A 16,005-nucleotide genomic window follows, 5' to 3' on the forward strand; every position below is an offset into this window, starting at 1 on the left:
TATTATTTGCTAGTTATGTGGTCTAAATCTTTGATTTAGACTGCGTATTATCTTATTGTGTAAAACAAAAAAACACAGGATATAAAAATGCGAAATAAAACAGCTTTTTCAAAAAATTCTTTTTCTATTTTTGCACTAGCCATTACTAGTTTCCTACTTAGCGCAGTACCGGCTCAGAGTGCGACGCATATATACGTTAGCAAACTGATTTCAAGCAAAGACACAAAAGTACGCACTAATAAAACAGTTATCGTCGAAAATAACAAAATCATTAGTATTGAAGACGGTAAGTTACAAGGCGATGCTAGCGATACCTTCATAGATTTAACCGACCACACGCTAATGCCTGGCTTTATGGACATGCATACCCATTTATCATTTCAAAATGAGGGGCCCGCAGGCTATATGAAGCGCTTCACCAATAACGAAGCTGACTACACAATAGACGCGGTAAGCTATGCCGAAAAAACCTTAATGGCAGGTTTTACAACCGTACGTAACTTAGGTGATGTGTTTAATGAAACCGTTGCCCTTCGAAATGCGATAAACAAAGGTAAAGTGCCAGGCCCTCGCATTTATACTGCGGCAAAATCAATTGCCACAACCGGCGGCCATGCAGATCCAAGCAACTCATTATCGAAGCATTTAATGGGCTCACCGCAACCAGTTGATGGTGTTATTAATGGCGTAGCCCAGGCCCGCGAAGCGGTTCGTCAGCGCTACAAAGATGGTGCAGATTTAATTAAAATCACAGCAACTGGGGGCGTCTTGTCGGTAGCCAAAAACGGCCAAAACCCGCAGTTCATGGATGATGAATTAGAAGCCATTGTACAAACGGCTAAAGATTATGAAATGACCGTCGCGGTGCATGCCCATGGCAAAGAAGGCATGAAGCGCGCAATCTTAGCGGGCGTTGATTCTATTGAACACGGCACTTACATGGATGACGAAATTTTTAAACTCATGCGCAAGCATAAAGTGTATTACGTACCAACTATTTTAGCCGGTAACTTTGTTGCTGAAAAAGCTAAAATTGACGGTTACTTTCCAGAGATTGTGCGCCCTAAAGCAGCTGCAATTGGCCCGCTTATTCAAGGCACCTTTGCCAAAGCCCATGAAAATGGAGTGATGATTGCCTTTGGCACTGACTCCGGCGTATCCGCGCACGGCGACAACGGCAAAGAATTTGCTCTCATGGTTGAAGCCGGAATGTCTGAAATGGATGCCATACGTTCAGCGACTTACAATGCGGCTAAAATGCTAAAAATTGATGATGACTTGGGTACCATCGAAGTGGGAAAATTAGCTGATTTCGTTGCTGTGAAGGGTGATCCTCTCGAAGATATTACGCTCTTGCAAAATATTTCTTTTGTCATGAAAGATGGGCAGGTTTACAAACATACTCAACACTAACAGCATAAGCCACAACAGGTTTTGCGCATTTTACAGGCTTAAGTGACTGTGTTTATTAAGGCTCGTTAATGTCTGTAAAAGAAAAAGTAAAGAAACTGATTCACTCAAAAAATATGCTAGGCGGTATTGGCCTAGCCTCTTTTTTAGAATCAACGATTGTGCCTATTCCGCTTGAGGCATTGCTTGTGCCTTTAATGCAAAAACGCAGAGAAAAACTTTGGCTTATTGCGACCATTACCACATTAGGATGCATGCTAGGTGCCCTTGCAGGATATGCAATTGGTTATTTTTTATTTGACCTGATGCGTGATCTAATAATGCAATACATCACCACCGAAGCGCAGTTTTCGTCATTTAAAAATACGATGGAAAAGCAAGGTTTTTGGTTTATATTTAGTACAGGTATTACCCCCGTGCCCTTGCAGTTGGCGATGCTGGCGGCGGGCGTTTCGCAATATTCCCTGATGCTGTATATGCTAGCGGTAAGCAGCAGCCGTGTGATACGGTATTTTGGATTGGCGATACTGGTTTACTATTTTGGTAACAAAACCGAAAGATTAATTGCAAAGTATAAATGGCAGACGGTTTTACTAGGTATTACTGCGGTATTGCTATTTTTGGGTATTCGATTTTGGTTAGATAACTAAAACTCGCCTAAACTATGCAGCCCCAACAAGATAATAATTAACACATAATTGAATGGAAATTTGTATGAAAACTCAAATAAGAAAGGTACTCAACCTATCACTCCTTTGCGCATTAAGCTTTTCTGCTTTTAGCACTTTGGCCAATGTAGAAGACAAACTAAAGGCGGCAATGGCATCTGACCTTCGCAGCAGCGCCGAAATTGAACGAGATGACAACCGCAAACCCATTGCCACTTTACAGTTTTTTGGTATTGAAGAAGACATGTCGGTAGTAGAGTTTGTGCCAGGCGGTGGTTGGTACACTAAATTACTCGTGCCATTGCTAAACGAAAAAGGCAATTATTACGGCGCAATTGGTGCCGCTCGGATTGAAAAAAATCTGGCTGACGCACCCGGCTTTGAACGCATGAATGTTATTGCTAAAGATGCAAAAATCTTTCGCGCTGATGGCGATAAATTTTTGACCCTTGAAGCTAGCTCGCTAGGGGTAAACGACGTAGATATGGTGTTAACTTTTAGAAACTATCACAACTTCAATGACGAAGGCCGCGCCATGATGAATAAGCTAGCTTTTGATGCATTGAAATCGGGTGGAATATACGGCGTTGTTGACCACACCGCCAGACATATGGAGCCAGCGACAAATAGCAACCGTCGCCGCGTTGACCCTGTTAAAGCCATTAAAGAAATACAAGACGCAGGCTTTATTCTTGTTGATTATAGTGACTTACATTATCGCGAAGATGATGAGCTACGCTACGAAGTAGGCAGTAAGTCGGTTACTGGAAACAGCGACAGATGGACGCTTAAATTTAAAAAGCCCTAAGTAAAAACAATTAGGCTAAGGCCCCTTTGCAAAGACCTAACGGTTTACTTGCAAAGGGGTCTTTTTTTCTACAAAGGTTAAAACAAGTGCTAAAGCCTAAACTAATATGCGGTTTCGCAGATAAACCGATATGCAATCAGGATGAAAATTTTTGATAAGCGGTTTACTTCATGCAAAGTCTTTATTGTTCAAAATTTATGCTATAAAGGGTGCCAGTCTCAATTTTTCCTAACAGGATAACAGTATTTGTATGCAAATTTCGTTAGACCGATTACATACAGCAGTTTGGATTTTTGATATCGATAGACTCTGCATGATATGGGCTAACCAAGCTGCATTAAACCTTTGGGACAGTCCATCTTTAGAAGAGCTATTATCAAGAGACTTTAAATCTGACGTATCTGAAGCCGTTACCGAAAGCTTACATCAATTTCAACTGGCTTTTAGAAACAATGAAGTATTGCAAGAAAGTTGGCAATTTTCTCCCAAAGGACAAGTTGCACAAGCATTGTGTCAATTTTCTGGATTTCTGCTGCCCAATAATAGTATGGGAATGTTAGTAGAAGCGACACCAACGGGTGAATTGCAGTCAAACGTGGAACTAAGCACAACCATCGTTATTTCCATCTTTTGTCACAATGGAGATTTTATAAGCGGCAACCCTCCCTTTCTTAATGAATTTGGCAATCAAGTTAAGCACATTGAAGAATTATTTTGCAATCCAAAAACGCTTGCTCAGCTTTATCAAGCTATTGGTAATGAACAGCGCTTTGAGCAAGACGTACTAATGCGAACAAAACAAGGAGAAACGTGGTACCGACTCTTCGCGATTAAAGCAAAAAACAAACACGGTAAAGCAAGTATTTTACTCCACCACTACAATATTCATGAAAGAAAGAGCTTAGAACAAAATCTGCGTAAACAGGCGTGGACCGACCCTCTTACCGCTCTATTAAATAGAAGGGGCTTGGGCCAAATACTAGATGAAAAAATATCCACGTTTACACCTTTCAACCTGCTCTATATTGATTTAGACGGTTTTAAAATGGTCAACGATTCTTTAGGGCACGGTAACGGTGACCTAATCTTAAAAGAAGTTGCTGATCGTCTTCGTCAGCATGTTTATCCCTCGGGACAAATATGTCGATTTGGTGGTGATGAATTTGTATTTATTATTGATGACAGTGAAATCAACGAAAATAAAGAAGGTACATTAGATCAATTGATCCATCATCTGTCTGAGCAATACACCAATATCAAAGGTAAATCATTGGCCTTGTCTGCTAGTATTGGTGTTTCTTGTTTTCCTAACGATGGCGATGAAATAGAGCATTTAATTTCTTGTGCAGATGCCGCGATGTATCAGGCCAAAAAACGGGGCAAAAAGCGTTGGATTAGCTATACAAGCGGAATGGAAATGGCACTCAAACGAACAAGTACCATTGCGCATAAATTATCTTCAGCCATTGCTAACAACGAACTTGAGTTGCATTATCAGCCCATTTACGATGTTTCAAAAGGCACTATCCACTCTTTTGAAGCCTTATTGCGATGGAATAATGCCGAGCTCGGGCAAGTGTCTCCGCAAGAAACCATTCGCATCGCAGAAGAAACTGGATTAATTCAAGAAATAGAAAACTGGGTATTAAACCAAGCACTAAAAGACCTCACAACACTCAGAAATGTTTCTGAAAAAAGCGCAACTATGGCGGTCAATATATCTGGGCGTCATATGGTCGAATTAACGCTAAGCGATACGATCAAAACACTGCTAGACGTTCATGCTTTAACCGCTTCTGATTTGACCATAGAGTTGACAGAAAGTGTGTTGCTAACGGACATAGACAAAGAGCAAAGCCCTATCCGACAGATTACCTCGAGCGGCATAAAACTAAGCATTGACGATTTTGGTACTGGGTTTTCGTCACTCGCTTATTTGCATTCAATTCCGGCCTCGATAGTCAAGATAGATAAAACCTTTTTAGTGCAAGCAGACGACAACACAAATACCTTGGAATGCATCCATACACTTGTAAATTCACTCAATATGGAAAGTTTAATTGAAGGAATTGAAAGCGCTCAACATTCACAGTTGTTAGCATCTCTTGGATACAAGCTTCAGCAAGGATATTTCTTAGGCAGGCCGCAAGCCTTAAGTTATTATTTATCTAACGAATTTGATTATTGTCCGACAAAAATAGAGTTTGATAATTTAAATTAAAGCCTGATATTTTTTAATACTACTAACAAAGCTGCCTGATGAATTATGAGCATGGCCCAAAAGAGCATCACTGTCTCTGATAAATAGTCAATCACCTATTCATCTCAATTACTGACGTGATTGTGGGAGTGAAGTTCATCTATAAGTAACATCTCTTCTTTAGATAAAGCTCGACCGGTTGCGCGTAATTGTTTTACCTGCCCATGGAAATAGTGCAGCTTATTCATCCGAGCACCGACAGACGTTAACGCGTCAGTTGGCAATGGCGCGAACCTAAGATTAGCTTCTAACTCCTTACGTCCGTTAACATAAGAAGTAAATTTACCATTTTCATACGTTATGGCGATGTTAGCCCAACGGTTGACAGGATGGGTGAGCGTAGGGTCAATTAAGGCATGAGACGAGTCACCATCTCTTAGAAAAGCATCAAAATACCAGCCGTGTTCATTAAAGCGCATTTCAAGCGTCAAACGATGCTTATCGTTATTTGGATCTTCAATATGAACAATTCGAGGCTCATGTCCTTTTGGCGTGGGTGGAAAAGGTTTAACCAATAACTCGAGTGTAAAATTTTGCATCCCTGCAAGAATATTACCTTCTACTTGTATGCGATCTTCCACACCGTCAAATTGTACCGCTAACGTTTCAGAAAGTTGTACGATCTTCGGTGTCCCTTCGGTGATTATTTTTTTATCCGCAATCGCCGCGAGATTATCAAATTGCCAATTTTTACGCTCTTCTGGTGACAAGTTACAAGAAACTACTAATATAGTAATGAGCAAGTAAAACGGTTTATTGATTCTGTTCATGTTTTTGCTCTAGATAGTTAAGGAGTACCGACATGTTCTCCAAATAGGTTCGTAAACTTATGCCCTCGATGAGCTCTTCGCTTTTATAGGGTGAAGTATCGTACTTATCGCCCACTAAAGTTGTTCGATAGTCGCCTTTTGCCACACTATCACTTGGCGCTGAGCCTATATAAGGATTGGTTGTATTTTTAAGTATACTGGCCCAATAACCTTGGTCATTTAATGCCTGCACAATTAGTTGAATATTGGCAGAATCTGCGGGCTTCGTTAATCGTGAAATATGATAGTTATGTGCAAGAGAAGGTAAATTTTCGTAAATAAGAGCGGGCTGCTTTTTATCAGAATCGACAGGCTTATCTAACACTGCTTGATATTGCTGACGCAACTTATCGACGTTGACTCTGCCAATTGATGGATAGTGAGACACTTGATATCCATAATTGTAATCAGTGAAGTACTCACCATTAACAACATTAGAACCCCTCCGGTGAAGATACAGTGTTTTACCGGTACCAATTTCAACCATGCGAGGGTGTGTTCTGCCATCACGAAACAGTTCAGGATGCAGCTCTAGAGAATCAAGCCAATCCAAGGTGACTTGGATACCCTCTAAATATTTGCGATTGCCAGTGTAGCGATAAAAATCTAACAGTAGCTGAATGTTTGTAACAGTAGTACCTACCGATACCGATGGAGGCTCATAACTTCTGGCTGAAGCGGGTTGCAGGTCTAAAGTATATTGCAAAGCCCATCCGGGTTGCGGCGGTGCTAGCTTCAGTTTCAGAAAAGCATCCATTCCCTTATGAACGGCGGCGGTAATTTGCTCAAATAAAACATCGCTTGTTAGTGACTGCAAGCAATATAAAAGAAACTTCATATTGTTATTGGCAACGTCGTCATTGAAGGTTATGTTGGCGGCATAGTCCTCTTGCCCTTTAACCGAAAACGCTTCGGCAGGGGGATAGCGCTGAGGCCAAGCGCCAATATCGTATTGACTATCCAGTACAAAGCGAATCGCCTTGTTTAATGGCTTTTTATATTCAGGTTGTTTTTTTCAAGGTACAGTCGTAATAAAAAAACGGAGGCATCAAAAGTACCTGCATCATCAAAGGTGGCATTTCCGTAATAGTGATGAAATTCCTCAAGACGCCAACCATTGCTGCCTATAGTCTCGTACCACTGCTTTAATGATGCTTCTCCAGCTAAATCGAACATATAATTCCAACCTCCACTAGGATGCTGGCCCTTTATTAACGCAGAAGCCACTTGCTGAGCAGCCTGGTAGTAAAACTCATCTTCAGTGACATGATAAGCATCAAGGTATAAATGCCCTATTGTGGCTGTCCCAGGAGGTTGAACCCACACCATAGTGGGTGTTGCTTCCATTTCACCCCAACGCCTTGAAAGGTCTGGTAAATATGACCAAACATAACCACCTTGATAACTGACGGTTTGCGTCATAAACATAGTGGCTTTTTTTATCGTCTCGAGTATAGCCGTTTCGCTCGTTTCAGATGGTTTAGCGCCAGCAAGGCTTGCAAAAAATATAGCAACACATAAAGACAAAAATCGGGTAGGTAATAGTATTTTTTTCATGCAGAACTCTATCTGGGTTTTAACAAGTGATATAACGCTACCGATAAACGCCTTCAAGTGCGCAATTTCGGAGCTTGGCATAATGCAAAATGTTAAGTTTCAGCGATTATGGTTTAGAAAACATAAACGATATACTTACTTTATGCAACCGGTGGCATACGCATATAATTTAGGGATCTACACTACTGTTAAAAGATAAGAATTATCAGACCTATCAATATCAGTACGATGCCGCCAAGCAGTTCTGCTTTGCTCTCGAAATAATCTCCCGTTTTAGCGCCTACTATGACACCCATCCAACTTAAGAAAAATGTAGTGATACCGATGATTAGGCAAGCAACAAAGGGGCAAATGTATCGACCCACTCTAAAACAGTTTGTCCAGCCAAGTATCCGATTAAAGGCATAAAGCCCTGCGATATGCCAAAGTATAATCCAGCGCTAATTCCCAATGTTGATAGCCTGCCGCTGTACTTCGTTGCTAAACCGATAGAAACAGCTCATTGGATAACACAACTATAAATTATGAACGATTTGAACAGGTTATTTAAGGAGAAAAAAGCTTATTGCATGACAAGCGCATAAAACTTATCCTAAAAATGCTAACAACCTTTTGGGGAGCTTTCATGCATCAACTTATATTGCGTATTTTTTCAGTACTGTTAATCAGCCTTACTTTTTCTTCATATAGTCAAAGTGAGCACTACGATGGGGAATTAGCCACTGCCCTTGGCGCAGATGATTACGGCATGAAGATGTATGTCATGGTGATATTAAAAACTGGCGCGAATGAGATCAGCGACAAAGCTGAGCGCGATAGAGTGTTTGCTGGGCATTTTTCAAATATGGGCAAACTAGCAGCAGAAGATAAGCTGGTGGTCGCAGGTCCCTTCAGTGATTCGGCGCCTAAGCGAGGCTTATTTATCCTTAATGTCGATAGTATCGAAGCGGCAGAAGCAATTGTAAAGACTGACCCAGCAGTTGCAGCAGGCGTGTTTGATTACGACCTCAGTTTGCTGTATAGCTCAGCAGCACTAATGATGGTTAACGAAAACCATAAAAAACTACAGAAAAAAGCGATGTAGCCACAAGGATGACACGACTACCGCGCGATACCTTTGCGGATTAGATAGGTAAATGGCGCTGACTCTGTTGAACTTCCAAGCAGCGTGTGCTCCATAAATCGGCAAAAACTTGGGACATCGCGGGTGGTTGCAGGGTCGTCGGCGACTATCGCGAGGGTTTCGCCTTCCTGCATTTTTCTGACTTCTAGGCGAATCATCATGACAGGCTCAGGGCAACGAAGCCCCAAGGCGTCAAGTTGGTGATCGGCGCTTTGTAATAAGCTGTTTAATTCTGTTGAATTTGGGTTAATTTGTTTGCTCACAAACTAGCTCACTATTTCTTATTCATGCTCAAGGCGCTTAAATACCATAGGTTTCGCGGTACTTAGTAATCGATTGTAGCGCGTCAGCATAGCTATTTTCACTTTTCAAATACTCCACAAGGTCGCCCAAAGTAACAATAGACAAAACGCGAGTGCTAAAATCACGTTCAACTTCTTGCACAGCCGAAAGCTCGCCTTGGCCTTTCTCTTGGCGATCCAAGGCAATGAGTACACCTGCCAACGATGCCTTATTCGCCTCAATAATATGCATAGATTCACGAATAGCAGTACCTGCGGTAATAACATCATCAACAAGCATGATGCGACCTTTTAACTCGCTGCCTACCAAATTACCGCCTTCGCCGTGGGCTTTCGCCTCTTTGCGATTAAAGCAGTAAGGAATATCTTCACCATAGTTATTTGCCATAGCGATAGCGGTTGCCGTGGCAACAGGTATGCCTTTGTAAGCAGGGCCAAATAAAACGTCAAACTCAACCCCTTCGGCATTTAATGCAGCGGCATAAAAGTTACCCAACTTGGCAAGATCAGCACCAGTATTAAACAAGCCCGCATTGAAAAAGTAAGGACTTACTCGCCCAGACTTTAGCGTAAACTCGCCAAAGCGAAGCACATTTCGTTTAATTGCAAAAGTGATAAATTCGCGTTTATAGTCTTGCATGAGCCCTACCTCTTATTTAGATTAGTTTAACGCAGTGCGTTGTAACTCAAATAATTCTTTAATAGCAGTGTGTGCTAAATCTAACATTTCTTGCATTTCGTCAAAGCTGAAGGGCTCACCTTCTGCGGTGCCTTGCACTTCAATTAGTTTACCCGTTTCGGTCATTACTACGTTCATGTCGGTTTCTGCAGCCGCATCTTCTAGATATTCAAGATCGGCAATAGGGTTGCCTTTGTATACTCCAACAGAAATAGCCGCAATCATATGCTTAAGCGGGTTGTTTTTTAAAATACCTTTTTTACGCATCCAACTGAGTGCATCAACCATAGCCACACAAGCTCCGGTGATAGAGGCCGTGCGTGTACCGCCGTCGGCTTGGATAACATCGCAGTCAACAGTAATGGTGTTTTCACCCAAAAGTTTTAAATCAACCGCGGCGCGTAAGGAGCGTGCGATTAGGCGCTGGATTTCAAGCGTACGACCGCCTTGCTTGCCGCGAGCGGCTTCGCGGTCAGAGCGGGTATGAGTAGCGCGAGGTAACATACTGTATTCAGCCGTTATCCAGCCCTTACCTTGCCCCTTCATAAAACGCGGTACGCCTTCTTGGACGCTAGCGTTACATAGCACTTTTGTATTGCCAAACTCGATTAATACCGACCCCTCAGCATGACAAGTGAAGTTACGAGTAATGGTAACAGGGCGAATTTGACCAGCGGTGCGGCTACTTGGGCGCATGAAAGAAAGCTCCTAGGATATAAAAAAAATGAAAGGCTGAACATTACAGCTCACCTTTAAGAAGCGCGATTATAGCCTATATAAATAAGAGATTACATGCTTTAAGGGCGCGCAAAACACTTTCACTTGTTGTAAACTTCGGCCCAAGCCCCAAAAGTAAAAAAGAAAACCCAAGGACTCACCCATGATTTTTAGTATGACCGGATTTGCACGCAAAGAACTTAAAGCGCCTTGGGGCACTGCAGTGTGGGAAATCCGTTCGGTTAATCAGCGTTATTTAGAAACGCTGTATCGCATTCCTGAAAACTTTAGAGCATTAGAGCCTGCGCTGCGTGATCGCCTACGTAAAAAACTGCAACGAGGCAAAGTAGAATGCGCCCTGCGCCTTAACATGAGCGAAGCCAACAACGCAGATTTCACGGTGAACGAAAGCCTTGCAAAACAGCTGATTGAAGCAGCCCACTGGGTACAATTGCAAGGCGCAACAGGCAACATAAATCCAAGTGATATTTTACGCTGGCCAGGTGTAATGAATACAGTCAGAAGCCGACATGGACAACATGCAAAAAGAATTGCTGGGGCTATTTGACGAAACTTTAAAAGAATTTATCGCATCGCGTGCAAGTGAAGGCGAGAACATGAAAGTCCTCATTGAACAGCGCCTAAATGCCATTGAAGTTGAAGCGCAAACCGTAGAAAGCCACATGCCTGAGATTCTAGAATGGCAAAAAGACCGCATTCGCAATAAATTTAACGAAGCAAAGATAGAATTAGACGACACCCGCGTAGAACAAGAAATGATACTCATCGCGCAAAAATCAGACATTGCCGAAGAAATCGACCGCCTGCGTTCACACGTGACCGAAACCAACAAAATTATGAAACAAGGCGGCGCCATAGGCCGCAGACTCGACTTCATGATGCAAGAGTTTAACCGCGAAGCAAATACCCTTGGCTCAAAATCAATCAATGCGCAGGTGACGAAAAGTGCGGTTGAGCTTAAGGTGTTAATTGAGCAGATGCGTGAGCAGATCCAGAATATAGAGTAGCTTTTACCCTCCCAATTATGTCTTAAAAGCCCTGCTATTTCATTGCAAATAAAGGGCTTTTTTATTTTCTCAGTCCAAAAATGAAAATATAGTTTCACTCCCCATTAAACGTTAAACGCTGATTGTTTCATTGCTTGCTCGGCTCGGCTGATCCCTAGCTGCTTAGCAACGGTTTGCCATTGCTTAACCGCAATTAATACTTCATCGTTGTATAGTTCACCGGAGTGAAGCGTCAGGATTGGATCAATTTGCAAGCGATAGGCTGAAGTTAAAAATGCTTTATCGTAGGCAAAACTAAACACGCCACCTCGGCTTGAATCGCTGTAAGAAAGCAACCCTATTAGGAAAGGCGCTTCAATTGGCTGCCAGTCGGCATAGACTTCGACGATTTCACGGCTCACCTTGAATCTTCCAGTAATTTTATGTTTTGCAGCTTGATACCCACTTCATCATGAGCGGCCATTTCTGCAAAATTACTCTCCATGCCAAGAACGGCCATAACTTTTAAGTAAGTGCCTATGGCAACGCCTGGATCACCTGCGAAAACTTTGTTCACGGTTTTATGATCAAAGCCAGTACGTTCACACAGCAGCTTTTTTGTAAAACCACGTCGCTTCATCGCCAACAACAAGTCCTCACCAAAATGCGTCAGGATTTTGCGTTGCTTTGGAAATAGTACATTGTGTAAATCACGCTTAGCCATATCACCAACCCGAGGGACTATATTCCCATTTTACTGAATATTATCGGATTAATATCCCACTTTTAGGTTTAGTTTGCGCGTTGGCCAAGGCGATGATGTAAATCCCTGAATGCCAAAGGCCATCAAATCACACTTTTATGCGCATAAAAATGTAAAATTCCACACCACATTTTGAGACTGAAATGGTAACAGACATATATTCACCTCAACTTAAAACAACAGTGAAAAGTAAACAATGCAATAAACTATCAACAACAGACCGTTCCAAGTGAGAACGGTTAATCAGTACTTCAAAACTAAAACACCGACTCAAGGAAGCGCTATTAGTCCTTAGTAGGCACTCTCTCTACGCGTGCAATAATCTGCTCATTGTTGTTCATTTTCGCCAAATCAATTAAATAGCCCTTTTCCAATTCCTGCATAGGATGCTTACCTAACAAGTCATCGAGTTTACGTTCTTCGGCATTAACGATTGCAGTTTTAATAGCAGCGAAATTGAAAATTGAACGCTCTTGGTCGTTGTTATCGCTCATAAGGTCCCTTCATTTGTTTGTGATGAGAAGTTTCAGTGTTGCAAAAGTGTTTGATTATTTCAAGCGAACAGCGCTTCGGCATTTCAACTTTGGGATTAACTTGCTGTTTTAATGCACTTAATGCATCGTAGTCTATAATGAAAACGTTAATTTTTTGGCAAAAACGTTGCTAACCTCGCCTACTATTTATCGCGAGTTTCTTAAGGAGCCATACCATGCAAGCTTTTTGGAGTGAATTTTTCAGAGGGGACTACATGCCTCACGGACATTGTTATCTGTGGCAACCAGGCATTCTGTGGACCAATGTTATTTCAGATTTAGTCATCGCAAGCGCCTACTTCTCAATACCATTTGTTTTGTTATTCATCGTTATTCGCCGCAAAGACCAAAAGTTTAAAGGCATGTTTGTTTTATTTGCTTTGTTTATATTCTCGTGTGGTCTAACGCATCTATTCGCCATTTATACTATTTGGCACGGTAATTATGGTTTACACGGTATATTAAAAGCAATTACCGCCGTAGTTTCGGCGATCACGGCTTTCGTCTTGTACTATAATTTAGACAAATTAATTGCCATTCCTACGCCTGCAGAACTCAAATTAGCCCAAGAAAATGCTGCTGAGGAGCGCGTAAAACGGCTTCGTCTAGAGATAGAATCACGCGCCAATTCAATTTTCCAGTTTTCTATTGAATTATTTCCAACGGGTGTATTGGTGGTAAATCCCGAGCAGAAGATTCATATCACCAACAAAATTTTAGAAGAAACCTTTGGTTACGAGAAAGGTGAACTGGTTAACCAAGACATTGACGTATTAATTGCGCCAGAGCAAATTCCAAACCATCAAGTGTTAGTTAGCGAGTATATAAAAAATCCTGGTGATCAAAGGCAGATGGCGGCAGGAAGAGTGGTCTGGGGAATCACTAAGTCGGGACAATCAATACCTGTTGAAATTAGCTTAACCGTGCACGAAATAGAAAACGAAAAATATACATTTGCATCTGTCGTTAGTGTGAATGAGGTCGGCAATCAAAAGAAACAATTCTTAGAATCCTCTCGCCGTTTGCAACGCGCTGTTGACGCTACCGATGTAGGTGTGTGGGAATGGAATATACTGAGCAATCAAGTGTGGTTTAGTCCTAAATTCATCACCCTGTTAAACGCCAAAAACCATGGCGAGCAAATACAGCTAGACGAATGGCAATCGCACATTCACCCTGATGATCGCGCTGCGGTGCAATCCACACTCAAAAAGCATTTGGCCGGTGATGGTCCATTCGATGTCGTGTATCGCGGAGAAAACGTACATAACGAATATAAATGGTTGAGAATGATAGGTAACACTGTTTTTGATTCAACGGGTAAGCCTTTATTAATGTCTGGCACCTTAACCAGTATTGATCAGCTCAAAACCTTGCAAATTGAGATTGAAAAGAAAAATCAGTTTTTAGATGCTGTGTTAGCGCAGTCTAATTCAGCCATATTTATCGTTGATATAAAAACCAAACAGCTTAAGTTTGCAAACAAACAAGTCACCACACTGTGGGGATATTCAAAAGAAGAGTTTGATGCACTATTAAAAGACGACGCCAAGGAAGATATTTGTCATCCTGAAGATTTTGAGGCGCTCAAGCAGTACTTTGCTAGCATCACAAATGCGGGCATAGATGATAAACAAACAATTGAGCTACGAATTAAACACAAACACGGCTTTTGGGTATGGTCATTAGTAAAAACGTCAATATACACAGACGATCCACAGGCGCACAAGCTCGAAGTAATGGGAACGGCCATTGATCTAAGTGAGATTAAACAACGCGAAGAGAGTAACAAACGCTTAGCAAAAGAGTTTGAAGACACTTTTGAACAAGCTGCCGTGGGCATAGCCCACGTTGGGCTAGATGGAAAGTGGCTAAAAGCAAATCAAAGATTATGCGAAATACTCGGATACTCTAGCGAAGAGCTTCTACAAAAAACCTTTCAAGAGCTAACCTATCCTGAGGACTTAAAGCGTGATGAAACACTTCTGCAAAAGGTAGTAGATGGACACATAAATAACTACACAATGGAAAAACGCTATCTACAAAAAAGTGGCTCTATAATATGGGCTCGGCTAACGGTATCCCTAGTGGTTCATGATGATGATACACGCGACTACTTTGTGTCGGTGGTTGAAGATATTTCACAACAAAAACAACTCGAGTACAATTTGCTTAAATCAAACGACGAGCTCGAACAATTTGCTTATGTCGCCTCACACGACTTAAAAGAACCACTGCGCACCATGCGAACATACACTTCATACTTGATTAAGGATTTAGAAGCCAACAAAACCAAGCGCGTCGAGCAAGATAAAGAATTTATAGACAACGCCTCAAAACGCATGACGGCATTGATTGATGACTTGCTGCAATTTTCAAGAGTGGGGAGTACCAGAAGTTGAACTTACCCAAGTTAGTCTGTATGACTTAGTCGAGGGCGTGGTAAAAGACCTGCACACGAAAATAGAGGAAACACAGGCGACTATAAACATAAGCTCATCATTGCCAAACCTTGTAAGTGATGCGTCTAAGTTACGCCTAGCCTTGCAAAATGTTATCCAAAATGCGCTTAAGTTTAGTCAATCCGACTGCGCGCCTATTGTGTCAATTTCTGCAGAGCAAGCAGGCGATAATCGATGGCTGATTCATATACAAGATAATGGCATTGGGATTGATGAGGCATATCAAACACAAATATTTGGATTATTTAAGAAGTTGCACAACAACACTGAATATCAGGGAACAGGACTTGGCTTGGCTATCGTCAAAAAAATCATGCAGTCTCTTGATGGTGATGTCACTTTGCGTTCGTCATTGGGCAAAGGCTCAACGTTTACCTTGCATATTCAGTCTACTACCTTGGAGAAAAAATAATGCGAAAACAAGCACATATCATGTTAGTTGAAGACAATATCTCAGACCAAGTGATGGTAGAACGCGCACTAGAAGATGGCAAAATAGCGTGTGAGTTGAGTGTTTTAAATCATGGCCAAGAAGCCCTCGAAAAACTAAACGAACTGGCCGAACACGGACACCTACCAGACCTAATATTAATGGATATCAATATGCCATTGATGGATGGCAAACAAACGCTGCAAGCGATACGCGCAACGCCGTCGCTAAAGCATTTACCCGTTATTATGCTAACCACTTCAAATCGAGATAAAGATATTTTAGAAAGTTATCAATTAGGGGTGAATGCCTATTTGACTAAACCCGTTTTAGAGTCCACATTTATCCAAACCATTCGCCAAATTGAAAATTTTTGGTTTGAACTGGTTATTTTGCCCAAAAATATTGATCGATAGCCATTGATAAACCGACTAATATTAGCACAAGATAAATAGTGCTATCTTAAGCAAAATGCAA

At 41.6% G+C, this 16,005-nt stretch carries 18 protein-coding genes and 2 pseudogenes; 9 read left to right on the plus strand and 11 right to left on the minus strand.

The window, feature by feature from the left end:
• Nucleotides 1–87: 87 nt before the first annotated feature.
• The 4 genes from AC0L6H_RS02590 (at nt 88) to AC0L6H_RS02605 (ending at nt 5,107) form a co-directional block, all read left to right on the plus strand.
• A complete protein-coding gene (locus AC0L6H_RS02590; RefSeq protein ID WP_473392394.1) occupies nt 88–1,413 on the plus strand; it encodes a metal-dependent hydrolase family protein in 1,326 nt (441 codons plus the stop codon).
• Nucleotides 1,414–1,481: 68 nt separating this feature from the next.
• A complete protein-coding gene (locus AC0L6H_RS02595) occupies nt 1,482–2,060 on the plus strand; it encodes a YqaA family protein (RefSeq protein ID WP_473392396.1) in 579 nt (192 codons plus the stop codon).
• Between the two features lie 64 nt (nt 2,061–2,124).
• Nucleotides 2,125–2,886, plus strand: a complete 762-nt coding sequence (locus AC0L6H_RS02600; protein ID WP_473392397.1) for a class I SAM-dependent methyltransferase — start codon at nt 2,125–2,127, stop codon at nt 2,884–2,886.
• Nucleotides 2,887–3,136: 250 nt separating this feature from the next.
• Complete coding sequence (locus AC0L6H_RS02605) at nt 3,137–5,107, plus strand: putative bifunctional diguanylate cyclase/phosphodiesterase (RefSeq protein WP_473392398.1); 1,971 nt, start codon at nt 3,137–3,139, stop codon at nt 5,105–5,107.
• A gap of 104 nt (nt 5,108–5,211) precedes the next feature.
• Here the strand turns inward: AC0L6H_RS02605 and AC0L6H_RS02610 are convergent, their stop codons facing one another.
• The 5 genes from AC0L6H_RS02610 to AC0L6H_RS02630 form a co-directional block, all read right to left on the minus strand.
• Nucleotides 5,212–5,916, minus strand: coding sequence for a LamG domain-containing protein (locus AC0L6H_RS02610; protein ID WP_473392400.1), 705 nt, complete (start codon nt 5,914–5,916; stop codon nt 5,212–5,214).
• Complete coding sequence (locus AC0L6H_RS02615) at nt 5,900–6,931, minus strand: pectate lyase (protein ID WP_473394451.1); 1,032 nt, start codon at nt 6,929–6,931, stop codon at nt 5,900–5,902. Before AC0L6H_RS02615 ends, AC0L6H_RS02610 begins: the two co-directional genes overlap by 17 nt.
• Before the next feature lie 8 nt (nt 6,932–6,939).
• Nucleotides 6,940–7,512: a hypothetical protein gene (locus tag AC0L6H_RS02620; protein ID WP_473392401.1), complete on the minus strand. Its 573-nt coding sequence runs from the start codon at nt 7,510–7,512 to the stop codon at nt 6,940–6,942.
• A 188-nt stretch (nt 7,513–7,700) separates the two neighbouring features.
• A complete protein-coding gene (locus tag AC0L6H_RS02625) occupies nt 7,701–7,865 on the minus strand; it encodes a manganese efflux pump (protein WP_473394452.1) in 165 nt (54 codons plus the stop codon).
• Nucleotides 7,841–7,918: a hypothetical protein gene (locus tag AC0L6H_RS02630; RefSeq protein WP_473394454.1), complete on the minus strand. Its 78-nt coding sequence runs from the start codon at nt 7,916–7,918 to the stop codon at nt 7,841–7,843. Before AC0L6H_RS02630 ends, AC0L6H_RS02625 begins: the two co-directional genes overlap by 25 nt.
• A gap of 219 nt (nt 7,919–8,137) precedes the next feature.
• On the opposite strand from AC0L6H_RS02630, the gene AC0L6H_RS02635 reads away from it, so the two are divergent.
• Nucleotides 8,138–8,596, plus strand: coding sequence for a YciI family protein (locus AC0L6H_RS02635; RefSeq protein WP_473392403.1), 459 nt, complete (start codon nt 8,138–8,140; stop codon nt 8,594–8,596).
• Nucleotides 8,597–8,613: 17 nt separating this feature from the next.
• Here AC0L6H_RS02635 and tusA read toward each other — a convergent pair whose 3' ends face one another.
• Genes tusA through rph form a run of 3 tightly spaced genes read right to left on the minus strand, consistent with a single transcriptional unit; the run spans nt 8,614 to nt 10,312 of the window.
• Entirely contained in the window at nt 8,614–8,898 is a 285-nt protein-coding gene (gene tusA, locus AC0L6H_RS02640) for a sulfurtransferase TusA (RefSeq protein WP_473392404.1), read from the minus strand.
• Between the two features lie 37 nt (nt 8,899–8,935).
• On the minus strand, nt 8,936–9,577 hold the full coding sequence (pyrE, locus tag AC0L6H_RS02645; RefSeq protein ID WP_473392406.1) for an orotate phosphoribosyltransferase: 642 nt from the start codon (nt 9,575–9,577) through the stop codon (nt 8,936–8,938).
• Nucleotides 9,578–9,598: 21 nt separating this feature from the next.
• Complete coding sequence (gene rph, locus AC0L6H_RS02650) at nt 9,599–10,312, minus strand: ribonuclease PH (RefSeq protein ID WP_473392407.1); 714 nt, start codon at nt 10,310–10,312, stop codon at nt 9,599–9,601.
• Between the two features lie 184 nt (nt 10,313–10,496).
• Here rph and AC0L6H_RS02655 point away from each other — a divergent pair.
• A pseudogene (locus tag AC0L6H_RS02655) lies at nt 10,497–11,361 on the plus strand (YicC/YloC family endoribonuclease).
• A 200-nt stretch (nt 11,362–11,561) separates the two neighbouring features.
• On the opposite strand, the pseudogene AC0L6H_RS02660 reads toward AC0L6H_RS02655, so the two are convergent.
• The 3 genes and pseudogenes from AC0L6H_RS02660 to AC0L6H_RS02670 all read right to left on the minus strand — a co-directional run.
• Nucleotides 11,562–11,762: pseudogene (locus AC0L6H_RS02660) on the minus strand (type II toxin-antitoxin system HipA family toxin); the annotation flags it as partial.
• On the minus strand, nt 11,759–12,064 hold the full coding sequence (locus AC0L6H_RS02665; protein ID WP_473392408.1) for a transcriptional regulator: 306 nt from the start codon (nt 12,062–12,064) through the stop codon (nt 11,759–11,761). The pseudogene AC0L6H_RS02660 and the gene AC0L6H_RS02665, both read right to left, overlap by 4 nt.
• A gap of 323 nt (nt 12,065–12,387) precedes the next feature.
• Nucleotides 12,388–12,597: a hypothetical protein gene (locus tag AC0L6H_RS02670; protein WP_473392410.1), complete on the minus strand. Its 210-nt coding sequence runs from the start codon at nt 12,595–12,597 to the stop codon at nt 12,388–12,390.
• Between the two features lie 215 nt (nt 12,598–12,812).
• Between AC0L6H_RS02670 and AC0L6H_RS02675 the strand changes: the two genes are divergently transcribed.
• From AC0L6H_RS02675 to AC0L6H_RS02685, 3 genes are read left to right on the plus strand one after another with little or no spacing between them, the layout of a single operon-like run.
• Nucleotides 12,813–15,038: a PAS domain-containing sensor histidine kinase gene (locus AC0L6H_RS02675; protein ID WP_473392411.1), complete on the plus strand. Its 2,226-nt coding sequence runs from the start codon at nt 12,813–12,815 to the stop codon at nt 15,036–15,038.
• On the plus strand, nt 14,995–15,510 hold the full coding sequence (locus AC0L6H_RS02680; protein ID WP_473392412.1) for a sensor histidine kinase: 516 nt from the start codon (nt 14,995–14,997) through the stop codon (nt 15,508–15,510). Before AC0L6H_RS02675 ends, AC0L6H_RS02680 begins: the two co-directional genes overlap by 44 nt.
• Nucleotides 15,510–15,944, plus strand: a complete 435-nt coding sequence (locus tag AC0L6H_RS02685) for a response regulator (protein WP_473392413.1) — start codon at nt 15,510–15,512, stop codon at nt 15,942–15,944. Before AC0L6H_RS02680 ends, AC0L6H_RS02685 begins: the two co-directional genes overlap by 1 nt.
• The last annotated feature ends 61 nt before the right edge of the window (nt 15,945–16,005 follow it).

The sequence above is a fragment of the Glaciecola sp. G7-5 genome (genome assembly GCF_055808975.1).

Bases quoted from the DNA above. Each gene is read 5' to 3' on its own strand.
- AC0L6H_RS02590 (WP_473392394.1), top strand. From the start codon at position 88: ATGCGAAATAAAACAGCTTTTTCAAAAAATTCTTTTTCTATTTTTGCA.
- AC0L6H_RS02595 (WP_473392396.1), top strand. From the start codon at position 1,482: ATGTCTGTAAAAGAAAAAGTAAAGAAACTGATTCACTCAAAAAATATG.
- AC0L6H_RS02600 (WP_473392397.1), top strand. From the start codon at position 2,125: ATGAAAACTCAAATAAGAAAGGTACTCAACCTATCACTCCTTTGCGCA.
- AC0L6H_RS02605 (WP_473392398.1), top strand. From the start codon at position 3,137: ATGCAAATTTCGTTAGACCGATTACATACAGCAGTTTGGATTTTTGAT.
- AC0L6H_RS02610 (WP_473392400.1), bottom strand. From the start codon at position 5,916: ATGAACAGAATCAATAAACCGTTTTACTTGCTCATTACTATATTAGTA.
- AC0L6H_RS02620 (WP_473392401.1), bottom strand. From the start codon at position 7,512: ATGAAAAAAATACTATTACCTACCCGATTTTTGTCTTTATGTGTTGCT.
- AC0L6H_RS02630 (WP_473394454.1), bottom strand. From the start codon at position 7,918: ATGCCTTTAATCGGATACTTGGCTGGACAAACTGTTTTAGAGTGGGTC.
- AC0L6H_RS02635 (WP_473392403.1), top strand. From the start codon at position 8,138: ATGCATCAACTTATATTGCGTATTTTTTCAGTACTGTTAATCAGCCTT.
- pyrE (WP_473392406.1), bottom strand. From the start codon at position 9,577: ATGCAAGACTATAAACGCGAATTTATCACTTTTGCAATTAAACGAAAT.
- rph (WP_473392407.1), bottom strand. From the start codon at position 10,312: ATGCGCCCAAGTAGCCGCACCGCTGGTCAAATTCGCCCTGTTACCATT.
- AC0L6H_RS02665 (WP_473392408.1), bottom strand. From the start codon at position 12,064: ATGGCTAAGCGTGATTTACACAATGTACTATTTCCAAAGCAACGCAAA.
- AC0L6H_RS02670 (WP_473392410.1), bottom strand. From the start codon at position 12,597: ATGAGCGATAACAACGACCAAGAGCGTTCAATTTTCAATTTCGCTGCT.
- AC0L6H_RS02675 (WP_473392411.1), top strand. From the start codon at position 12,813: ATGCAAGCTTTTTGGAGTGAATTTTTCAGAGGGGACTACATGCCTCAC.
- AC0L6H_RS02680 (WP_473392412.1), top strand. From the start codon at position 14,995: ATGACTTGCTGCAATTTTCAAGAGTGGGGAGTACCAGAAGTTGAACTT.
- AC0L6H_RS02685 (WP_473392413.1), top strand. From the start codon at position 15,510: ATGCGAAAACAAGCACATATCATGTTAGTTGAAGACAATATCTCAGAC.